This is a genomic window from Pararhodobacter marinus, from assembly GCF_003122215.1.
GTDB classification, from domain to species: domain Bacteria; phylum Pseudomonadota; class Alphaproteobacteria; order Rhodobacterales; family Rhodobacteraceae; genus Pararhodobacter; species Pararhodobacter marinus.
The window spans coordinates 162020-181660 of record NZ_QEYD01000010.1; the positions used below are offsets into that span (position 1 = coordinate 162020).

The 19641-nt window shown below is 65.7% G+C and carries 17 protein-coding genes and 1 riboswitch; of the genes, 11 read left to right on the forward strand and 6 right to left on the reverse strand.

From position 1 onward, the window contains the following. Positions 1 to 2 precede the first annotated feature (2 nt). From C4N9_RS16410 to C4N9_RS16425, 4 genes are all read right to left on the reverse strand, one after another. Positions 3 to 881, reverse strand: a complete 879-nt coding sequence (locus C4N9_RS16410) for an ABC transporter permease (protein ID WP_109534429.1) — start codon at positions 879 to 881, stop codon at positions 3 to 5. Positions 882 to 890: 9 nt separating this feature from the next. Continuing rightward, positions 891 to 1808 (reverse strand): ABC transporter permease, encoded by a 918-nt coding sequence (locus C4N9_RS16415; RefSeq protein WP_109534430.1) that lies wholly within the window; start codon positions 1806 to 1808, stop codon positions 891 to 893. A 69-nt stretch (positions 1809 to 1877) separates the two neighbouring features. After that, a complete protein-coding gene (locus C4N9_RS16420) occupies positions 1878 to 3392 on the reverse strand; it encodes an ABC transporter substrate-binding protein (protein WP_109534431.1) in 1515 nt (504 codons plus the stop codon). Between the two features lie 324 nt (positions 3393 to 3716). Further along, complete coding sequence (locus tag C4N9_RS16425; RefSeq protein WP_109534432.1) at positions 3717 to 5366, reverse strand: XylR N-terminal domain-containing protein; 1650 nt, start codon at positions 5364 to 5366, stop codon at positions 3717 to 3719. Positions 5367 to 5618: 252 nt separating this feature from the next. Here C4N9_RS16425 and C4N9_RS16430 point away from each other — a divergent pair, with 252 nt between their 5' ends. The 10 genes from C4N9_RS16430 (at position 5619) to C4N9_RS16475 (ending at position 15510) form a co-directional block, all read left to right on the forward strand. Next, entirely contained in the window at positions 5619 to 6134 is a 516-nt protein-coding gene (locus tag C4N9_RS16430) for a 2,4'-dihydroxyacetophenone dioxygenase family protein (protein WP_109534433.1), read from the forward strand. A gap of 35 nt (positions 6135 to 6169) precedes the next feature. Then, the gene (locus tag C4N9_RS16435) at positions 6170 to 6988 is read left to right on the forward strand and encodes an SDR family NAD(P)-dependent oxidoreductase (RefSeq protein ID WP_109534434.1); all 819 of its coding nucleotides are present in this window, start codon (positions 6170 to 6172) and stop codon (positions 6986 to 6988) included. A gap of 85 nt (positions 6989 to 7073) precedes the next feature. Beyond that, complete coding sequence (locus tag C4N9_RS16440; protein WP_109534435.1) at positions 7074 to 8363, forward strand: ABC transporter substrate-binding protein; 1290 nt, start codon at positions 7074 to 7076, stop codon at positions 8361 to 8363. Positions 8364 to 8375: 12 nt separating this feature from the next. Next, a complete protein-coding gene (locus C4N9_RS16445) occupies positions 8376 to 9113 on the forward strand; it encodes an ABC transporter ATP-binding protein (RefSeq protein WP_109534436.1) in 738 nt (245 codons plus the stop codon). Continuing rightward, entirely contained in the window at positions 9110 to 9835 is a 726-nt protein-coding gene (locus C4N9_RS16450) for an ABC transporter ATP-binding protein (protein WP_109534437.1), read from the forward strand. The genes C4N9_RS16445 and C4N9_RS16450 overlap by 4 nt, the downstream gene beginning before the upstream one ends. Continuing rightward, entirely contained in the window at positions 9822 to 10682 is an 861-nt protein-coding gene (locus tag C4N9_RS16455; protein WP_109534438.1) for a branched-chain amino acid ABC transporter permease, read from the forward strand. Before C4N9_RS16450 ends, C4N9_RS16455 begins: the two co-directional genes overlap by 14 nt. 11 nt (positions 10683 to 10693) lie before the next feature. Beyond that, positions 10694 to 11698, forward strand: a complete 1005-nt coding sequence (locus C4N9_RS16460; protein WP_245902589.1) for a branched-chain amino acid ABC transporter permease — start codon at positions 10694 to 10696, stop codon at positions 11696 to 11698. Further along, positions 11695 to 12705, forward strand: a complete 1011-nt coding sequence (locus tag C4N9_RS16465; RefSeq protein WP_109534440.1) for a zinc-dependent alcohol dehydrogenase — start codon at positions 11695 to 11697, stop codon at positions 12703 to 12705. Before C4N9_RS16460 ends, C4N9_RS16465 begins: the two co-directional genes overlap by 4 nt. A 164-nt stretch (positions 12706 to 12869) precedes the next feature. Beyond that, a riboswitch (cobalamin riboswitch) is annotated at positions 12870 to 13081 on the forward strand. 117 nt (positions 13082 to 13198) lie between these two features. Next, positions 13199 to 14431 (forward strand): aromatic ring-hydroxylating oxygenase subunit alpha, encoded by a 1233-nt coding sequence (locus C4N9_RS16470; RefSeq protein ID WP_109534441.1) that lies wholly within the window; start codon positions 13199 to 13201, stop codon positions 14429 to 14431. Next, entirely contained in the window at positions 14428 to 15510 is a 1083-nt protein-coding gene (locus tag C4N9_RS16475) for an FAD-binding oxidoreductase (RefSeq protein ID WP_109534442.1), read from the forward strand. Before C4N9_RS16470 ends, C4N9_RS16475 begins: the two co-directional genes overlap by 4 nt. A gap of 421 nt (positions 15511 to 15931) precedes the next feature. Here C4N9_RS16475 and C4N9_RS16480 read toward each other — a convergent pair whose 3' ends face one another. Together C4N9_RS16480 and C4N9_RS16485 are read right to left on the reverse strand one after the other, a co-directional pair. Continuing rightward, a complete protein-coding gene (locus C4N9_RS16480; protein WP_109534443.1) occupies positions 15932 to 16585 on the reverse strand; it encodes a response regulator in 654 nt (217 codons plus the stop codon). Continuing rightward, complete coding sequence (locus tag C4N9_RS16485) at positions 16582 to 18741, reverse strand: sensor histidine kinase (protein WP_168192266.1); 2160 nt, start codon at positions 18739 to 18741, stop codon at positions 16582 to 16584. The genes C4N9_RS16480 and C4N9_RS16485 overlap by 4 nt, the downstream gene beginning before the upstream one ends. Before the next feature lie 338 nt (positions 18742 to 19079). Here C4N9_RS16485 and C4N9_RS16490 point away from each other — a divergent pair, with 338 nt between their 5' ends. Next, on the forward strand, positions 19080 to 19640 hold the full coding sequence (locus tag C4N9_RS16490) for a hypothetical protein (protein ID WP_146195178.1): 561 nt from the start codon (positions 19080 to 19082) through the stop codon (positions 19638 to 19640). Position 19641 lies beyond the last annotated feature (1 nt).

Here is a 19641-nt window from a genome sequence, read left to right on the forward strand (position 1 = left end):
GCTCAGCCCCTCCGGTCGGGCGAGATGAGGTCGCGCAGACCGTCCCCCGCCATGTTGATGGCAAAGACCAGCGTGGCCAGGGCGAGCCCCGGAATCGCGATCAGCCAGAACGAGAAGAACATGTAGGCCTTGGCTTCCGAGATCATCAGACCCCAGCTGGGTGTGGGCGGCTGGACCCCGAGCCCGAGAAACGACAACGCCGCCTCCATCAGGATGGCCGAGGCGATTTCGATCGTCGCGATGACGATCAGTTGCGGCGTCAGGTTGGGCAGAACCTCGCGCGTGAGGATGTAGAAGGTCGAGGCCCCCGCCGCCTGCGCCGAACGGATGTAATCCAGCCGCGCGATCTGCGCGGTCGTGGCGCGGATGACCACGGCGAAGCGGTCCCATTTCAACAGGCCCAGCACGATCACGACGATGGTGATCGAGCCGCCGAACACCGCCACGACGGCCAGCGCCACCAGGATCACCGGCAGCGACAGGCGGATCGTGGTGACGAAGGTCACGAAACTGTCGATCCGTCCGCCGAAATAGCCGCCCAGCAGACCCAGCACGGTGCCGATCACGCCGGCGATCGATACCGCGGCAAAGCCTATGAACAGCGATACCCGCGCCCCGTAGATCAGCCGCGACAGGTAATCCCGGCCCAGCTGATCGGTGCCCAGGATATGCTCCCAGCTTCCGTTTTCATACCAGACGGGCGGGATGGTGCGGGCGGTGATGTTCTGGGCAAGCGGGTCATGCGGTGCGATGACGGGCGCGAAGACCGCCATCAGCACGATCAGCAACACCATGCCGCCGCCGATCACCAGCGACGGATGCTCCTTGATGCGCGACCACGAATAGCGGCCGGGCGTGGCTGGGGGAGAGAGATCAGTCATGGGAAGTCCTCAGCTCACGCGCAGGCGCGGATCGATCCACGCGTTGACCAGATCGGCCAGCAGCACCAGCACGACGTAGACGACGGCCAGCAGCAGCACGACGGCCTGCAAGACCGGGAAATCCCGATAGCCGATCGACTGATAGGCAAGATAGCCAAGCCCATCGAGCGCAAAGATGCTTTCGATCACCACCGAGCCGCCGATCAGCAGACCCAGCTGCACCGCGACCAGCCCGACGACCGGAACCAGCGCGTTGCGCAGCGCGTGTTTTGTCACGACGCGGTAGCCGGGAAGCCCCTTGGCGCGCGCGGTCCGGACATAGTCATTGCCCAGCGCGTCGATCATGCCCGCGCGGACCAGCCGCATGAAGGGCGGTGTTATATAATAGCCCAGCGTCAGCGCGGGCAGCACGAAATGCCGCCAGCTTGCATCGCCCGAGGCCGGCAGCCAGCGCAGCTTGATCGCGAAGACCATGATCAGGCACAGCGCCAGAAAGAAAGACGGCAGCGCTTGCCCCATGAGCGAGATCAGCACGCAGATCCGGTCGATCCACGTGCCCGAATACACCGCCGCCAGAACGCCCAGCGGAATGGCAAGACAAAGCGCGATGCTCAGCGACGCCAAGGCCAGGATCACGGTATTGCCGACCTTGGCCAGGATCAGATCGGCAACCGGGCTGCGGAAAAAGTACGAGGTGCCGAAATCCCCCTGCAGCACGTCCCCGAGCCACGACAGGTATTGCACCACCAGCGGACGGTCCAAACCGTATGTCTGGATGATCAGCGCGATATCCTCGGGCCGGGCGCCTTCACCGGCCAGCGCCGAGGCGGCGTTGCCCTGCAAGCGCAGCAGGGAAAAGGCCAGGATCGAGGCAAACAGCGCAACCAGCACGGACAGGCCAAGGCGCTTGGAAAGGTAGATGAGCATGGGGGCTCCGTCGGTCGGACGTGGCGATCGCGCGGGCCGGCTGCGACACCGGCCCGCGCGGCGGGGCGATTACTCCCAGCCGTAGTTCCAGAAGCGCAGGATCTCGTCGGGATAGGTCTCGTAGCGCAGCCCTTCGGCCCCCGCGTAATAGATCGGCAGCGAGAACATCGGCACCGCGTAAGCCTGATCGGCGATACGGGCCAGCGCCTGCTGGAAGAGCCCGGCGCGGATCTCGGGATCGGTGGTCTGCGCCGTCTGGTCGAGGATCGCAATCAGGTCGGGGTCCATGTTGTTGTCGTCCGGCTGGCCCCCGTAATAGACCGGGGTCGAGGCCGACAGGTCGTAGATCGAATACGATCCCCACGCCATCTGCACCAGTTCGGTCGTATGCGCCCGCATCCCGTCCCGCAGCGCTGCGGGCTGCAGGTAGTTCAGGGTCACGGTCACGCCGACCTCGCCCAGATAGTTGATGATCGCCTCGGACAGGTTGCGGTCGCGATAGGCGGCCAGTTCGATGGTCAGCCCGTCGGCATAGCCTGCCTCGGCCAGCAATTCCCGTGCGCGCTCGGGGTCGTAGGGATAGGCGGTGATGCCCTCTTCGGTGCAGCCGAACTGGTCGATGAAGCAGACCGCGTTGATCGGCGTCGAGCCCTCACCGACAAGATTGGAAGAAATCGCTTCCTTGTCGATGGCGTAGTTCAGGGCCTGACGCACGCGCAGGTCGCGCAAAGCGGCGTTGGGGCCGGTTTCGGTGGTGTTGATCTGCAAAAAGACGATGCGCATCGTCTCGCCGCTTTCGACATTGACCGAAGGAAGCGTCCCCAGCTGATCGGCCTGATCACGCGGCAGGCCTATCAGGAAGTCAAGCTCGCCCGACAGCATCCCGGCCACCTGAGTCTGCACATCCGGCACGGTGCGGATCACGACCCGGTCCAGCGACGCGGCGCCCTTGGCATCGGTGGCGAAATAATCGGCAAAGCGGGACAACACGATATCGCCGCCCGGGGTGTATTCCGTATACTGAAAAGGCCCGGTGCCGACCGGCAGGGGCGCATCGCTTTCGCCCACCGGGCCGGTGAAGTATTCGGCCGGGAAGATCGCGAGCTGCGTCGACAGGAACTCCATCGCCGAAGGCGCGGGGCCGGCCGTGTGAATTAGAACCGTATACTCATCGACCTGCTCGACACTCTCGATCCAGGACGCAACCTGTTGCGAAACGATCCGGTTGTCGGGATCGGCGACATAGCTCAGCGTGGCGACAACATCCTCGGCCTCGAAGCTGCTGCCGTCGTGGAAGCTTACCCCTTCACGCAGCGACATTTCCAACGTTGTCTCGTCAATCCACTGCCATTCCGTCGCCAGAAGCGGCGCGAACTCGCCCGTTTCCAGGTCCCGGGTCACCAGCGTATCCCAGACGTTCCGGCCCAGGATCACACCAAGGCGAAGGGTGGTGAAATACGGGTTCGGATTCTCGAGCGATTGGCCATAGGCGAAACGAACAGTATTCTCTGATTGTTGCCCATAAGTGGGAGAAGCCGCCAATAGGGCGAGACTTGTGGCGATCAGGCTGCGACGAAAAGGCATCGGAATCTCCTTGGATGGGCTGACTGCGAACGATCAAAACCGGAATGCTGGAATCGTGTTTACAAGGAAAACCATCCTTGATCGCCGCGCAACAGTATTCTTCTTACTTGAAAGAATTTGGTGATATTTCAGGGTTCAGGACGGCAGATACGCTAAGCGCACAAAATTTGTGCAGCTATGCTGCCCTCTGGGTTGATCCAGAACGCCGGCACACTCGCCAAGCGCTTATCTGCCGCCGCAATCAGAATACGGCTGGCACAGCGCCCTGCCTGCGCCATGGCCACGCAACCGGGCCTTCGTATCGATGCGTGACAGGGGCGCGCCCTACCCGCGCCGCGGGCCCTCAGACGCCCCGCCTTGCTGATCGCTCGTCCCGGCTCCTTCGCCGGGGGACCGGTCGGCTTGCCCCAGCCGATAGGCCATTTGCGGGCGGGACAGCCCCAGCAGGCGGGCGCCGGCGGCGACATTGCCCTCGGCCTCGCCCAGCGCGCCGCGCAACAGGGCGGCGTTGAGGCTGTCGAGCGTCAGCTGTCCGTCGGTGAACCGGGATCGCAACAGCGCCCAGGGATCGCCCGCGGGATCCGGGGCGGAAGCGGGCCCGGTGACGGCCTGCGCGGATGCCAGATCGCGGGCCGTTATCGTCGTCGGCGTCTCGGCCAGCAGGGCGGCGCGATGGATCAGCATGCGCAACTGAGGAATGTTGCCGGGCAGATCGATACGGCCCAGCAGCGCCAGCGCCTCGTCGGACACGACCGGGACCTTCCCCCCGTCGCTGCCGGGCATCGCCAGCAGCAAGGCCTGAACCAGCGCAGGAATATCCGCCCGCCGGTCGCCCAAGGGCGGCAAAGCGACGGGCAACACATTCAGCGCATAGGCAAGCTCGGGCAGGAAATCGGGGCGGTTGAACAGGCTTTCGGGCCGGCAATTCGACAGCGCCGCAACCTGAGGAGGCCGCCCTTTGCGCGCCGTCAGCAGATCCAGAAGCATGGCCTGACGGTCGACCGGCAGCGCGTCGATATCCGAGATCGCCAGCAACGGAGCCGGCGCCCGGCGCGGCCCATGCGTCTGGCGCAGGCTGGTCAGCCTCTCGGCCAGCTCGGCGGATTGGGCATGGACGATGCTCAGCGCCGTCTCTGCCGAATGTTGCCGATGCAGCCAGCGCGCGGCAGACCGCAGCCCGGCCCCCGCAGGGCCGGTGATCAGCGCCGGAGCGCCCGACCGCGCGACGATCAGAAGGCGTTCGCGCACCGGCTCCACGATCAGCGCGTCCAGATCCTCGGGCGCCCTGAGACGCTGAACATGCGCCGCCGGCTGCGCGGGGCCGGGCACGGTGCCCAGCACCTCGTCGAGAAACATCTGCACGAAAGGATCGCCGGGACCCCAGGCATCGACGGTCTTGCCGACGACGCGACAGGCCTTGTGCCCCATCGCCGAGCAGCTGATTTCCTTGTAGATCACCAGCTTGCGGAAAAAGACGCTGGCATAGCCAGCCGCATAGCCGGTCTGCAGCCAGCAGACCGGACGCGTCGCCCGGCCATGACGCTTGTGATAGGCGCCGGCCTCGACCGATTCATGCCACAGGAAATCGCCCGAGAAGCGGTCGCTGTCGAAATCGAAATCGTTGGACAGGGTTTCCACCTTGACCGTGCCCGTCACCATGTGCAGCCGGGTGCCCGCGGTAAAGGCGTCGCCCGGGTCCAGCGTCGGCCAGGACTGGCGGATGAACTCGGCATCCTCGCGCCCCGAGCGGAAACCGAGACGCAGCATTAGCACCATCGCCTCGTGCTCGGAATAACGGCGGGTGAGCTGGTCGCGGATGTCGCTGCCGAAGCTGGCGCGCGTCAGCAGCATCCGCTCGCCGTTGAGCGTGATCGAGCCTTTCGCCGGGTTGAATTCCAGCCGGTCGAGAAGGTCGCGCAGGGTCGGGCGACCCCCGCGGGTGAGCAGATCGTTCTGGGCGCTGTCGGTCTTCATGCGCGACACTTCATCATATAGTCATCCGCCTGTCACCAAATGATAAAGCCGCGGCGCAGCGAGACCGCCGGGCCAGGGCGGGCCCAGCCCCGCGTCGAAGAGATTTTTCCGCCCCGATCCCCTCGATTTCACGGGCAACTCCCGGCGCCGATCCCGCTTTCTGCAGCGCAGAGCGATTTTTTCCGTTTGACGGATTTCGCCCCTCGCCTGTCCGATTGGATGGTCACAAAGGCCAGGTCAGAGGAGGACCAGATGCCCAAGCCCGAGAACATTACCGCCCTGCCGCCCGAACCGCATGAAGCGATGATCAAGCGCTTCGGCAAGGAAGGCGCATTCATTCCCGGCGACGATACCAACAACCCCTGGGTGCCGTTCGGTGACGCGGCGGCGATCAAGCATCTGGCGTTCGATATCCGCAACAACTCGGCCGCGAACATCCTGTGGGTGAAGGGCGGCGGACGGATCGGCACGCACAAGCACCGGGGCGTCGTCTCGGCGGTGACGCTGGAAGGGTCCTGGGGCTATTACGAATACGACTGGGTCGCCCGTCCCGGCGATTTCGTCTACGAGCTGCCGGGCACCGCGCACACGCTTTACTCCGACGATCCGAACGGCATGAAGGCGCTGTTCTGGCTCAACGGTGCGATCGAGTTCTTCGACGACAACGGCAAGTACGATTTCACCGCCGACGTCTTCTGGTTCATCGACCATTACGTCAGCTACTGCGAGGCCAACGGCATCGCCGTCAACAAGGACATGTTCATCTGAGCCCGGCTCGGATGGATGCCAGGAGGAGAACGCGCATGTCCCTTGAGACGATGTTCGATGTGACGGGAAAGTCGGTGATCGTCACCGGCGGGGCCTCGGGCATCGGACGCGCCTATGCCGAGATCATGGTCGAGAGGGGCGCGCGGGTCTGCGTGCTGGATCTCGATGCCGGCGGGCTGGAGAAAACCGTGGCCGGGATCGCGGCGCAGGGCTGGCCGGGCACGGTCTGGGGACATCCGCTGGATGTCAGCGACCGGCCCGCCCTGGCGGCGGCCTTCGACACGGTGGCCGAACGGCACGGGCGTATCGACGTGGTCTTCGCCAATGCCGGGGTCGATGCCGGGCCGGGTTTCCTGACCCCCGAGGGCGAGCGTGACCCCGAAGGCCAGATCGACGCCCTGCCCGAGGCCCATTGGGACCGGGTGATCGACGTCAACCTGAACGCGGTGTTTTCGACCATCCGCAACGCGGCGCGGCACATGAAGGCCACGGGCGGCGGGCGGATCATCGTCACCTCGTCGGTCGCGGCGCGGGTGAACGAAAGCTTCGTGGGCACGCCCTACATGCCCGCGAAGGCCGGGGTGGATCATCTCGTGCGGAACGCGGCGATGGAACTGGGCGCCTTCGGCATCCTCGTGAACTGCATCTCGCCCGGTCCCTTCGTGACCAATATCGGCGGCGGGCGCCTGAAGAACCCGGCCGACCGCGCCGCTTTCGAAGCGCAATCGCTTCTGGGCCGGATCGCCGATCCCGACGAAATCAAGGGGCTGGCGCTGTACCTGGCCTCGCCCGCCTCGGCCTATGTGACCGGGGCGCAGATGACGATCGACGGCGGGTCGTCCCTCAGGGGGTGAACCGCATCCACCGCGCGGGAAGGAGAGGACCCGCGCCCTTTCAAGGCAAATCAAGGCAATCGCTTTTTCCCAGGGAGGAAATGGAATGAGCAAGACCAAGATCTGGACGCCCTCGCGGCGGACCGTGTTGCAGGGGATGGGGGCCAGCGTGGCGGCCCTGTCCGCGCCCTCGATCGTGCGGGCACAAAGCGCGGGCACCATCAAGGTGGGGTTCATCACGCCCGCCACCGGCCCGCTGGCGCTGTTCGGGGAAACCGACGGCTTCACCGTCGACCGCATCCGCGAAGCGCTTGGCGGTCGGATCGAGACCGCCGCCGGGACCTATGACCTGGAAATCCTGGTGCGCGACGGGCAGTCCGATCCGAACCGCTCGGCCGAAGTTGCCGCCGACCTGATCCTGAACGACGAGGTGCACATGTTGCTGCCCGCGTCGACCACGGACATCATCAATCCCGCGGCCGATCAGGCCGAACTGTTCGGCGTGCCCTGCCTGTCCACCGCCGCGCCGTGGCAGGCGATCGTCTTTCCGCGGGGCGGGGCCGAACAGCCCTTCCAGTGGACCTATCACTTCTTCTGGGGGCTGGACGAGGCGCTCAATACCTTCGTGGGCCTGTGGAACAGCCTCGAGACCAATCGCAATGTCGGCATGCTGTTCCCGCAGAACGCCGATGGCGAAACCTGGGGCAACACCGATTACGGCCTGCCCTCGCCGACGCAGGCGGCCGGGTTCCAGACCAACATGCCGGGCTTCTTCCAGCCGCGCACCAACGATTTCTCGTCGATCATCTCGTCGTTCAAGAATTTCGAGGCCGATATCGTCGGCGGCATCACCTATGTGGACGACCTGACCACCTTCGTGAACCAGTGCGCGCAGCAGGGCTTCCACCCGAAGGCGATCACCGTCGCCGCCGCGCTGCTGTTCCCGTCGGGGATCGAGGCGCTGGGCGATCTGGGCGTGGGCATGTCGTCCGAGGTCTGGTGGACGCCGGCCTTTCCGTTCCAGTCGTCGATCACCGGCCAGAACAGCCGCGATGTCGCCGATGCATGGGAGGCCGAAACGGGCCGCCAGTGGACGCAGCCGCTGGGCTACAGCCACGCGATCTGGGAAGTCGCGATCGACGCGCTGAAGCGTTCGGCCGATCCGCTGGACCGCGCCGCGAACCGCGACGCGCTGAGCACCACCTCGATGGAAACGCTGATCGGGCCGGTCGATTTCGGCTCGGGTCCGCATCCCAATGTGTCGACCACGCCGATCTTCGGCGGGCAATGGGTGCGCGGCGAGCAATGGCCCTTCGAGCTGAAGATCGTCGACAACACGGTCAATCCCCTGTTCGAACCCGAGCAGGCGATGGTTCCGCTGCCCTGGTCGGTCTGAGGTCTGACGGTGATGGAAAGAAACGGAGACAGCGCGCCGCTTCTGGTGGCGCGCGGGCTGGGCAAGTCCTTCGGGGCGGTCCGGGTCCTGCATGATCTCGATTTCGAGGTCCGGCAGGGCGAGGTTCTGGGCATCCTGGGCCCCAACGGGGCAGGCAAGACCACGCTGTTCAACCTCGTCAGCGGCGAGATCCGCGACCATGCGGGCGAGATCCGTTTCCGGGGCCGGCCTCTGGCCGGTCCCCCCTTCCGCCGGGCGCGGGCGGGGATCGGACGCACCTATCAGATCCCGCGGCCCTATGCCGGCATGACCACGTTCGAAAACCTGCTCGTCGCAGCGACCTTCGGCGGCGGCCTGACCGAGGCGCAGGCTTACGACCATTGCGCCGGGATCCTTGAGGAGTGCGAATTGGCGCCGCGCGCGAATACCGAGGCCGGGTCGCTGACGCTTCTGGATCGCAAGCGGCTGGAACTGGCCCGGGCGCTGGCGTCGAAACCGGACCTGCTGCTGCTCGACGAGATCGCGGGCGGCCTGACCGAAGACGAGGGCCGCGCGCTGGTCGCGCTGATACGCCGCATCCGCGATGCCGGGATCACCATCGTCTGGATCGAGCATGTCCTGCACGCGCTGTTCGCCGTGGCCGACCGGCTGCTGGTGCTGAATTTCGGCGAGAAGATCGCCGAGGGCCTGCCGAACGCGGTGATCGAGGATCCCGACGTTCAGCGCGTCTATATGGGGGTCGAAGCATGAGCGCCCTTCTTTCAACCCATGGCCTGATCGCAGGCTATGGCGACATGCGCGCGCTGCACGGGATCGACCTGCGGGTCGATCCGGGCGAGACGGTGGCGCTGATCGGCGCGAACGGCGCGGGCAAATCCACCCTGTTGCGGGCGATCATGGGGCTTCTGCCCGTCGCGCCCGACATGATCCGTCTGGACGGCAAGCCGGTGGGCGGCAGCGCCCCGCACCGGATGGTGCGCGAAGGGCTGGCCATCGTCCCCGAGGGACGCCGCCTGTTCACCGGGATGAGCGTCGAGGAAAACCTGCGCGTCGCCAGCGAACACGCGGCCGATCCCGTGGCCGAACCCTGGACGCTGGAGCGGGTCTATGCGCTGTTCCCGATCCTGAAGGAAAAGGCCCGCATCTCGGTCGAGAACCTGTCGGGCGGCCAGCAGCAGATGGTGTCCATCGGGCGCGCCCTGCTGGCCCAGCCGCGTCTTCTTCTGTGCGACGAGATCAGCCTGGGTCTGGCCCCCAAGGTCGTGCGCGAAATCTATGCCGCCCTGCCCGAGATCAGCGCGAATGGCACGGCGCTGGTGTTGGTCGAACAGGATGTCGGCCTGGCGCAGCGCGCCTCGCAACGTCTGTACTGCCTGCTGGAAGGGCGCGTGACCCTGCACGGGCAATCCGGCGAGATCGCGCGCGATGCGATTTCCGCCGCCTATTTCGGAGCCAGCCATGCACTGGATTGACGGTATCGTCCAAGGCGTCCTTCTGGGCGGCCTTTATGCGCAATACGCGCTCGGCATGGCGCTGATGTTCGGCGTGATGAAGATCGTCAACGTCACGCATGGGGACCTGGTCATCCTGCTGGCGCTGATCGGCATTTCGCTGGCCAATGTCGCGGGGCTGGGCCCCTGGGCGGTGCTGGCCACGCTGGTTCCGATCGGGGCGGCCATCGGCTGGCTGCTGCAGCGCGCGCTGCTCAACCGGGTGGTGGGCGACGACCCGCTGCCCTCGCTCATCGCCACGTTCGGTCTGTCCATCGCGCTTCAGAACGCCATGCTGGTGATCTGGTCGGCCGATACGCGGTCGCTTCCGGGCGGCGGCATCCAGCAGGCCTCGATCTCGCTGGGCCCGATCTTCATCGGCGTGCTGCCGCTGATCGTGCTGATCTGCGCGACGCTCCTGACCGGCGGGCTGGACGCGGTGATGCGGCGCACCCGCTTCGGCCGCTCGCTGCGCGCGGCCTCGGCCGATGTCGAGGCCGCCGCCATGGTGGGCGTCAACCCGAGGAACGTCTACGCCGCCGCCACCGCGATCGCCGTGGGCATCCTGGGCTTTGCCGCGACCTTCCAGGCGATGCGCTCGACCGTGGCGCCGGCGGACGGCCCGTTCCAGCTGATCTTTGCCTTCGAGGCGGTGATCATCGGCGGGCTGGGCTCGATCTGGGGCGCGTTCACGGGGGCGATGATCCTGGGCATCAGCCAGGCCATCGGTTTCCGCATCTCGCCGGGCTTCGGCATCCTTGCCGGGCATCTTGTCTTTCTGGCCGTGCTGGCGATCCGCCCGCAAGGCATCTTCAAGCGCAAATCCTGATGGGGGCCGCCATGTCCAAATACCGTGTCGTGCGCATGACCCTGTCGGGGCGGCTGGCGCTGATCCTGTTCAGCGCGGCCCTTCTGGGGATCGTCGCCATGCCCTGGTGGGCGTCGCAGGGGCTTATCCGCGATGTCGTCACGCTGGCCTGCTATATCGCCGTCGCGCAGATGTGGAACATGCTGGCGGGCTATGGCGGTATCGTCTCGGTAGGCCAGCAGGCCTTTGTCGGCGTCTCGGCCTACGCGATGTTCGTGCTTGCCCAGACCTTCGGGATGAACCCCTTCGTCGCGGTCTTCGTGGGGCTGATCGCGCCGGCGATCCTGGCCGTGCCGATCTACGGACTCCTTCACCGGCTCGAAGGCGCCTATTTCGCCATCGGCACCTGGGTCGTGGCCGAGGCCCTGCGCCTTGTCGCCACCAACATGCCGATGCTCAATGGCGGCGCGGGGATGAGCCTGCGCGTCATGACGCAATTCTCGGCGCATGAGCGGGCCGTGGCCTCGTCCCTGCTGGCCGCCGCCCTGCTGCTGGTGACGCTGGGCGGCAGCTACCTGCTGTTGCGCTCGCGCTACGGGATCGCACTGACGGCAATGCGCGACAACCCGGTCGCGGCGGCCAGCCAGGGCGTCGACGTGGGACGGCTGCGGCTTCTCATCTTCATCGCCACGGCGGTGGGAACGGGCTTTGCCGGCGCGGTATATTTCATGGCGCAGTTGCGCATTACCCCACCCTCGGCTTTCGATGCGAACTGGGCGAATCTGGCGATCTTCATCGTCATGGTGGGAGGCATCGGCAGCATCGAGGGCGTGCTGATCGGCGCGGTGATCTATTTCTTCGCCGACCGCTGGTTCGGCGAGTACGGCGCCAGCTACCTGATCGTGCTGGGCCTGTTGACGCTGGCCTGCGCGCTCTATTTCCGCGGCGGATTGTGGGGCTTCTGGTCGCGCTGGGTCGAGGCGCCGTGGTTCCCGACCCGACGCCGCCTGATCCGGCAGGAAGGAGAGAACGCATGAAAGCCCTGGTCTTCGACGGGTTCGGAAAACCCCTGCGCGCCACCGAGATCCCCGACCCGACCTGCGGCGCCGACGAGGTGGTGTTGAAGGTCTGCCGCTGCGGCATCTGCGGCAGCGACCTGCACATGACCGAGGACGAGACCTTCGGCCTGCAGGGCGGCGAGGTCATCGGCCACGAATTCGCGGGCGAGGTTGTCGAAACCGGGCGCGATGTCACCACGCTGAAACCCGGCGACCTGGTGGCCGCCGCGCCGATCCGGGGCTGCGGACGATGCGGCCCCTGCCGCGCGGGACAACCGGCATGGTGCGAAAACGGCATGACGCTGATCGGCGGCGGTTATGGCGAATACACCGCGCTGGCGCATCACCAGCTGCGCAAGATGCCACAGGGCCTGTCGCTTGCCGACGGCGCCCTGGCCGAGCCGCTGGCAGTGGCGCTGCACGGGGTGATGCGGTCAGGCATGAAACCCGGCGACCGCGTGCTGGTGGTGGGCGCCGGGGCCATCGGGCTTGCCGTCGTCTACTGGGCGCGGCGGCTGGGGGCGCAGGCCGTGGTCGCGGCCGATCTGGCCCGCCATCAGGAAGAGCGCGCCGGCTCCCTCGGCGCCACGGGCTTCGTGCAATCGGGGCCCGATATGGCAACGCGCGTGGCCGAGGCCTGCGGCGGAGCGCCCGACATCGTCTTCGAATGCGTGGGCAAGGTGGGCCTGATCGACCATTGCATCGAGCTGGTGCGCCCGCGCGGGACAGTCTGTGTTCTGGGCCTGTGCACGGGCACCGACCGGATGGACAGCTTTCGCGCGATCTCGAAGGAAGTGACGATCATCATGTCGGTTTTCTTCGACATGCACGAATTCCGCACCTCGATCGAAGCGCTGGATACCGGCCGTTTCGCGCCGCAGGGCCTGGTGTCGGACGTGGTCGGGCTGGATGCCGCGCCCGCCGCCTTCGAGGCCCTGAGACAGCGCACGACCCAGTGCAAGGTCCTGATCGATCCGTTCGGCTGATCGCGAGCGGCGCCCGTCAGATCCGGTCCCGATCCCTTCGCTGGTCCTGACCGGCGCGCCCCGTTTGCGGGCGCCGGGCCGGTTTGTCCGCGCCCCGACTCTGATGGTCTGTTTCAGGGCGATTGGTGTCGCAAACAATGGATCGCCCCCACCGCGCGACGATAAGTTGAGGGCACATGTCAGGTGCGGGTGCTGAAGCTTCAGCGTCCGATAATTGGGAAGCCGGTGAAAGGCCGGCACTGCCCCCGCAACGGTAGGGAACGACAAGGTCCGGCACAGGCCACTGGGGAAGGAGGTATCCCCCGGGAAGGCGCCGGTCACAGGGTGAAAGCCACACGTTCCAAGTCCGGAAACCAGCCCGGCATGACGTCAAACCGCGGGAGGCGGTGGGGGCGATCATGCGCTGTGCCGACTTCCCGGCACGGCATTGATCCTTGCTTCCGCGCCCGCCACAGAGACTGCCGGCATCCATCCCGGCAACGGAGTACAGGCCATGCGTCCAGAGGCCAGAGCACGCGACCTTCTGAACCGGCGCCAGCCGGGCCATTCCCTTGAACAGGCATTCTATACCGATGCCGATCTTTATGATCTGGATCTGGAGCGGATTTTTTACCGCGACTGGCTCTATGCCATGCCGGCCTGTTCGCTGCCCAAGCCCGGCAGCTACGTCACCCACCGGGTCGGCGCCTACAGTCTGATCGTGGTGCGCGGTCAGGACGGCGTGATCCGGACCTTCCACAATACCTGCCGTCACCGCGGCTCGATCCTGTGCAAGGGCGCGTCGGGTCATGTGCCCAAGCTGGTCTGCCCCTATCACCAATGGACCTACGAGCTGAACGGCAAGCTGCTCTGGGCGCGCGACATGGGCCCCGATTTCGATGCCAGCAAGCATGGCCTGAAAGAGGTCCATTGCCGTGAACTGGCCGGGCTGGTCTATATCTGCCTGGCCCAGCAGGCGCCCGATTTCGACGATTTCGCTGAACGCGCCGCGCCCTATCTGGCCCCGCACGACCTGAGCAACGCCAAGATCGCGCACCAGTCGACCATCATCGAAGAGGGCAACTGGAAGCTGGTCTGGGAAAACAACCGCGAGTGCTATCATTGCGGCGGCAACCACCCCTCGCTGTGCCGCACCTTCCCCGAGGATCCGGCTGTCAGCGGCATCGAAGGGGGCGCGACACCGGCACATCTGATGGCGCATTTCAGCCGCTGTGAAGATGCCGGCTTGCCGTCGCGCTTTCATCTCTCCCAGACGGGGCAGTACCGGCTGGCACGGATGCCACTGAAAGTGGGCGCGAAAAGCTACACCATGAGCGGCGATATCGCCGTGCGGCGCTGGCTGGGGCGTGTTCCCTTCGCCGATGCGGGATCGCTGCTGAAATTCCACTATCCGACCACCTGGAACCACTTCCTGCCCGATCACGCGATCACGTTCCGTGTAACCCCCATCGGCCCGCAACAGACCGAGGTCCAGACCACATGGCTGGTCAACAAGGACGCGGTCGAGGGCGTGGACTACGATCTGAAGACCCTGACCGAGGTCTGGGAAGCGACCAATGACGAGGACCGGCGCGTGGTCGAGGACAACCAGCGCGGCATCAATTCCCCCGCCTACGAGCCGGGGCCGTATTCCCCGATCCAGGAAAGCGGCGTGCGGCAATTCGTCGACTGGTATTGCGACACGCTCGCCGGCCGGCTCGATCCGATCCGGGTGGCCGCAGAATGAGAATCCCGCAGCCGACGATCTCGCATCCCGTCCAGGTCTGGGACGGGACGGAAATGCTGGAATGCGTCTCGGTCATCCCCGAGGCGCCCGATGTCGCAAGCTTCTGCTTCCAATCCCCCGCCGGCGCGCTGTTCTCGTATGTGCCGGGCCAGTTCCTGACGCTTGAACTGCCGGTGCCGGGGGGGCCGCTTTACCGGACGTTCACCATATCCTCGTCGCCCTCGCGTCCGATGTCGATCTCGGTCACGGTCAAGGCGCAGAAGGGCAGCCTCGGCACCCGCTGGATGCTGGATCACCTGAAACCGGGGATGCGCATCAAGGCGACCGCGCCCGCGGGAACCTTTTCCAGCCATCACCATCCGGCCGGAAAGTACCTGTTCATCTCTGCCGGTTCGGGCATCACGCCGATGATGTCGATGACGACATGGATGTTCGACATGGGACGGCCCGCCGACCTTGTCTTCGTCAATTGTGCCCGGCGTCCGTCCGAGATCATCTTCCGCAAACGGCTGGAACACATGGCCAGCCGCTTCCCCGAGATCGACCTGAAATTCGTGGTCGAGGAAGGCGACCGCTTCCAGCCCTGGACCGGCTATCAGGGAATATTCAACCAGCTCATGCTGGGCCTCATGGCGCCCGATTACCTGGAACGGGAAGTGTTCTGCTGCGGCCCCGCCCCTTTCATGCAGGCGGTTCGCGAAGCGCTGGCGGGGCTTGGCTTCGACATGGAGCGCTATCACCAGGAAAGCTTCCAGCCTTCGCTTGCCGCCGAGGCCGCGGATCCCGAGGCCGGGGATGTGATCCCCGACGGGGCCGCGCAGGCCGAGGTGGATTTCGCCCTTTCCGGCGTCACGCAGAGCTGCACGGAAACGGACACGATCCTGGCGACGGCGCGGGCGGCGGGGCTGAACATTCCCTCGGGCTGTACCTTCGGCGTCTGCGGCACCTGCAAGATCAGGAAAACCTCGGGCCAGGTGCACATGGTTCACAATGGCGGAATCACCGACGAGGACATCGCCGCGGGCTACGTTCTGGCCTGCTGTTCCCACCCGATCGGCAAGGTCGCGGTCGAGGTCTGACGCAGCGGGAATCCGGTCGCCCGGCATTCCCGCCGGGCGATCCTTTTTGCCACATGCCGCGTCGCGGGCACGTCCCGGGCGGCAGAGTAATGTTCCGGCTGCCTCGGCGACCAGCGGATCCGCCGACGGGTGCGGAGGGTTTCCCCGGGGCGCAGGTCCTCGGCATAAGGGACGGAATGCCCCAGCGACGGTGTCTTGCAGAAATTCCGGGGCGTCCTGCCGGACGGGGCGGTCAGAAGCTCGCGCAGGGACTTGCCTTTATCGGCCCAGCCGGGCGGTTCGAACGGGTGCCAGACCATACCGCGCGCGATCCCCGCGTCATCGCCCCCGGTCGCGGCCCGCAAGGGGGCCAAGCACCGCCATCAGGCGGCCTGCGCAATCAATCTGCTCCGTGCTGTTCCGTGCGCGCCCAACGGCCCGACTATCGGCGGCTCCCTTTTGAATCATCGCTCAATCCCAGTCGGGAGGCGTGCCAGGATGCTTCCGCGCGTGAGGAAATCCCCAGCTTGCGATAGATCGACTTGATGTAGCCGGCGACCGTGTTCTCCGAGATGGCCAACTGCACGGCCACCTCAGCGTTGCGAAGACCCCGGCCGATCAATCCCAGCACTTCGCGCTCGCGGCCCGTCATGTCATTGTCGGGCGCCGCGGGGCCGGTGCGGCGGAAATGCTCCATGATCCGGCGCGCGACCGAGGGCGACAGCGCCGGCAACCCCTCGGCCATCTGCCGAAGCTGCCGGGTCAGCAGATCCTGAGGCTGTTCCTTCAGCAGATAGCCCTGCGCCCCGGCTGAAAGCGCGCCGACGATCGATGCATCGTCCCCCATCACCGTTGTGACGACGCAGATCGTTTCAGGGTGCAGAAGCCGCAGATTGCGCAGCACATCCAGGCCCGAGCCGTCCGGCAGACCAAGATCGATCAGCGCGACATCAAAATCCTGCGCCGCTACCTCGCCAATACCGGCCCGCATGCTGGCGGCTTCGCGGATCTCGCAACCGGGGAAAGCGGTGGTGACGATCTCGACCAGCCATCGGCGCGTTTCGCTGATATCCTCGACAATCAGGATCCGTGTCATCGACGTCTCCGTTCGGCTCCAAAGGGAAATCTGGCCTCGATCCGTGTGCCGCCAGCACCGCTGATCATCGAGAGATCGCCGCCCAGGGCAATGATCCGCGCGCGCATGTTCTCAAGCCCGTTGCCGCGATAATCGGCCGAGATATCGAAACCCTTGCCGTCATCTTCGACCCTGGCGAAGATGGCGTCATCGCCCTGCCTTATGACGATGCGCACCAGGCCCGCATCGGCATGTTTCAGCGCGTTCTGAACCGCTTCGCGCACCACCGAGCGCAGCGTATGCGCATTGGCAAGCGGCAGGATCACCGAGTCTCCGCCCTCCACCACCCATTCCATGCGCATCCCGGCTGCAAAGACATGTTCCGAGATCTGTGCACGCAGATCGGCCAGCATTTCGTCAAACGAGAGTTCCGGATTGCTGGCATTGTTCACGATATCCCGCAAATCGGTCAGCGTTTCGCGGATCAGTTGATCCTTGCGCCGCGGCTCAAGGCTGTGCAGCGCCCCCATGAGCTGAACGCCGATATTGTCGTGAATGTCGCGCGCGATGCGCAGCCGTTCCTCGGCCACGCCCTTTTCATAAGCCGCGCGGCTTTCGAGGGCATTGGTCAGCATCGCCCGTAACTCGTCTGCAAGGGCGACATCGGCCGGGGCGAAAAGTTTGCGTCCCTGATCCGCAAAGTCGAGCCTGTAAGCCGGGAGCCCCCCGACGCCACCGACCACAAGTCCGGCCCCCTCGTCAGTGATGCTCGATTGCGTTGCGTTTTCCAGCGGGCTCAGGGTCAGAGGCTGGAAGAGCCCCTCCAGAAGGGCCGCCCAGATCGCGCGCTGATCGTGGCCGGGCGGGGTCAGCGCGACATCCATCACCTGCCGGAACAGCGCACCCCGTTGCGGTTCCCTGCGCCGCAGGACAAGCCGGCCCAGCATGTCCCGCAATGGCAACCACAGCAAGGCGACCACCAGCAAAGACAGGGCGAAGGCAGGTGCGCGCTCGTCGATCACCGTGACAATCAGGATGGCATCCAGCACGAGCAAGAGCAGCACACCCGTGACATAAAAAAGAATGCGAAACGCCCACTCGTCCAGCTGGAACAACCGGTACCGGGCCACACCCAGGGCCATGCCGCCATAGATCAACAGGAAGAACAGGAATGCCTGCCCCTGCGACACCACGGCCGAAACCCCAAGCGCGACGGGCAGGATCACGGTCGTCACGAAGGCGCCCGCCCCGATGATGACCGCCAGCCCCAGCCAGGTCAGCGCGGCGCGGTCGCGCGGATCGCCCTTTGTGGCCCGGAATTGCAGCCCGACAAGCACGATGATCGCCCCCATCGCCGTCAGGATCGCAAGGTGGCGGCCAAGGGCCGGCCCATCGATCCATTCCAGCATGTCGGCCAGTCGCCACAGACCCAGAACGAGAGCAGGCACGAACAGAAACTGATTGCGCACCAGCCGCCGCGGATAGATCAGGAACAGGCCGATCATACCGACACCAAAGGTCAGCGAGCCCGTCGCATTGAGTGACGAGAGTGCCCAGAAAAGCGGATCGGGCAGCGCGAGTTCACGGGTGGAATAGACCGCTGCCGGGAAAGCCGAGGCCATCAACCCCGTTCCCGCGACCGCCAGGAACCGCGCAGCCCAGTCGCCTCGGCGAAGCGTCCAGATCCAGACACCGATCCAGAAGCCCGACAATCCGACCCCAATCTGCATCCAGAACGCGGCGGGCAGACTGGTCAGCGGGCGTCTTCGCTCGGGCGTTATCCGGTAAACAGCTGTCGGTGGAGGGGTATCGGACCCCGCTTCCTCAAGCGCGGCGATATGCAGTTCGACGGGTTCTGCCATCAGGCCGGCCAGCTGGTTCTGACGCGCAAAATAGGCGGCCATGCCGGCATGGCTCGGCAAGACGTCCGGCTCTTCCATGATATCGGCGCCCGTCAGTAGGACGGCACCGCCGGCCGCCCCGGGACCAAGGGGCGCGATACTCAGGATCCGCGCGGGTTCGGGCGGAATCCCGGCGCGTGCGGCCGGACCTTCGACCGCGGTCAGCCAGAGCGCCCCCTCGTCCTGGAGCTTGGCAACGGGCGCGAACGGGCTCAGCCCCAGGCCGAGCCAGGGCCGGCTGATGGCAAGCCCCAGCATCGATCCGGCGAAGATCATGCTTAATGCGACGGCTGCGAAAAGGGCGATGCCCGGCGCCAGACGCCAGGGCAGCACCGCGGTCCGCCCGGGAACGGATTTCGGTCTTTCCGTGCATTGGCCTGGCTTCGCCGCCATGATCCCTCGACAGCCGGGTGTCGTCGGGCTGGATGACCGCTGCCGGCAGCGACGGGCAGAAGACCAGACCGATCCGGCGAAAGAGGATCATAAGTGCGGGTCGAGTGCCAGATCTCATGGCCCCGGCCCCCCTGAACAGGGGGGTGCCCCGCATGCGCAACCCTGTAGTCTCGCGCTCCGCACGGCTCGTTGCACAGCACGACGGACGAAGGGCGCAAATCATGTTTCAAGAACAGGACTTCCAGTCGGCGGGCCCGGCGCCGGAACCCGTTTCGCGATTGCAGACTATGGTCAACCGCGCCCTCTCGGACCTGAAACCGCTCGCCCGGCTCTCCGGCGAGCGGGTCAGACTGATCGGGGCGCAATGCGGAAGGATCGAGATCGAAGCGGCCATAGTCTGGCTCGACAACCTGGCACGCGATCATTGCGCGGTCGAGGATTGGGATCGTCCCGCGCTGACCGGGATATTTCAACAACAGGACGCGCTGCACCGGATCCTTGCCCGCGTGTCCCGCCACCATCTTGGAACCGTCGCCGCCGGCCTGAAGAGCGCCGAATGGCAAACCCGCATCCATGTGGCGCTCGCGCTCGACACGCTGGACCGGCGAGCAGCCGAGCCCTATCTGCGCGAAGCGCTCGCGCGGGAAAACAACGAGCTGGCGGGTCAGGTCTTGTTGCTGGCTTTGGCGCGTGCCGAGAGTGAAAACGTCTGGCGGCCACAGTCAGATCTTGACGCCCGTGGTGAACCTGACCGCATGAAACGGCACAGGCCGCAAGAGTGAC